A 1,843-nucleotide genomic window follows, 5' to 3' on the forward strand; every position below is an offset into this window, starting at 1 on the left:
GAACTATTTCAATTTATCCATAATAATTATTTTATAATTTTGTATTTAACAAAAAAAACAGAGCCGAAAGTTTATTTCAGCTCTGTTTTTCCATTCTGCATCGGATTATTCCATTTAACTCCACCATCTATCGATTCATATATATCATTATTTATAGTGGTGAAGGCTATTTGGTTTGGATCTTGAGGATTGACTGCTAAGTAAGTAATTGGATTTTCATAATCAAGGAATGGAATCTCGATATTTTTTTGTTCACCAGTTGCAGGATTAATTGTTTTTAATAATATTTTCTTGTTTTCCACACTTGAAAATAAAACTGTATCTCCGCTAAATGTAAGCGACGTTACCATAAATGGATTTGTGATCTGTTTCATCGTATTTCCGTTATCGATCGAATAATAAATACCAGACCGTGTCGGCATCGCGATGATATCCCCATTTTTCGGATGAACGGCAATCCTTCCATAGGAATCCGCATTAAAATTCTTTAATGTACTATTTTTCCACGTGGCCCCATTATCCTTAGAATAGTTCAGACCTTGACCTAAGGTTTTTGCATTTGGGTCTTCTTTAATAACATAGAGACCTTTTCCTGAATAACTTGCGCCCATGAAATGAAAAAGCGACTGACCGTAGAAGGATAGTTTACTGATAGTTTGTCCTTTATTGACACTTTGAATGATACCGAGTGGATCCTTTAATCCCGAACCTTTTTGTGGGTGTCCGCTTGCAATAAAACCAGTACTTAAAGCTTGAAAACTATAGTATTCATGTTGGTTCGTTGTTGCTTCAAACCAATTTGAACCGTTAAACATTTTTAAGCCCTTATCTGTCGCAACGTACAAAGCAAAATCATTTCCTGGATAACCAATACCAAGAATCTGACCTACCTTTAATGATTTCGCTTGAATAATATCATAGGTAACTTTTTCTTTCTTTTCTGGTTGTGGCTGCTGCTTTTGTTCTTGGCTTGTGCCTTGACAACCTGAGGCCACTAGCAGCATGATTCCGGTCAACACTGCAAGAAAGACTTTCTTTGTTTTCTTCACTTTATTCCCTCCATACTAAACTATGAGGTATTCATTTATGAATCCTTATCCATCCACTTATACCCCAGTCCCCATACGGTTGTCAAATATTCATCAACTGAAAATCCTGTTTTTCGTAATTTATCTCGTAAATTCCGAACATGGGAATCAATCGTCCGGTCCTCCGCCTGAGCAGCATAACCCCAAATTGTTGTCAATAAGTGTTCCCGTGTAAATACTTTATTCTGATTTTTAAGTAAAAGCGCTAATAAAGCAAATTCTTTTGGTGTTACAGGAATTTGCTGATTATTGAAAGAAACACTGAAAGAGTCCTCGTTCAATTCAAGACCCTTAAAGCCAATTATTCCTGTATAACCTGTTTTTCTTCTTAAAACGGCATCAATACGTGCAAGTAATTCTTCTTCATCAAAGGGTTTTGAAATATAGTCATCCGCACCCATGTTTAAACCCTTTACAATATCATTTTTTTCACTTCGTGCAGTCAGCATGATAATCGGGATGTCCCAGTTTTTTCGAATTTCCTGGCATGCTTCCCAGCCATCCATTTCAGGCATCATTACATCTAACAAAATGATTTCCGCTTTCTTCTCTTCTTGCAAATAATGTATCGCCTGCCGAGCAGTTGTCATTTTTATGCAGTTATATCCCTTGGGAGTTAGATAAAGGGAAAGTAAATCTAACATTCTTGGTTCATCGTCTACGAGTAGTATTTTTTTCACGAACTTCCACTCCCATAAATAGAAATCTAGAATTAAATTATACTATATACAAACTAATACAAATATGAAGATAAT

General features: G+C 35.6%; 2 protein-coding genes. Both read right to left on the bottom strand.

Annotated features, from left to right (window positions below; all coding sequences use genetic code 11):
* Positions 1-71 precede the first annotated feature (71 nt).
* On the bottom strand, positions 72-1,049 hold the full coding sequence (locus tag V7659_RS13145; protein ID WP_335540368.1) for a F510_1955 family glycosylhydrolase: 978 nt from the start codon (positions 1,047-1,049) through the stop codon (positions 72-74).
* A gap of 35 nt (positions 1,050-1,084) precedes the next feature.
* A complete protein-coding gene (locus V7659_RS13150; protein ID WP_335540369.1) occupies positions 1,085-1,768 on the bottom strand; it encodes a response regulator transcription factor in 684 nt (227 codons plus the stop codon).
* Positions 1,769-1,843: the final 75 nt, after the last annotated feature.

The organism is Neobacillus drentensis (assembly GCF_036966985.1).
In the GTDB taxonomy this organism is placed as follows: Bacteria; Bacillota; Bacilli; order Bacillales; family Cytobacillaceae; genus Neobacillus; species Neobacillus drentensis_E.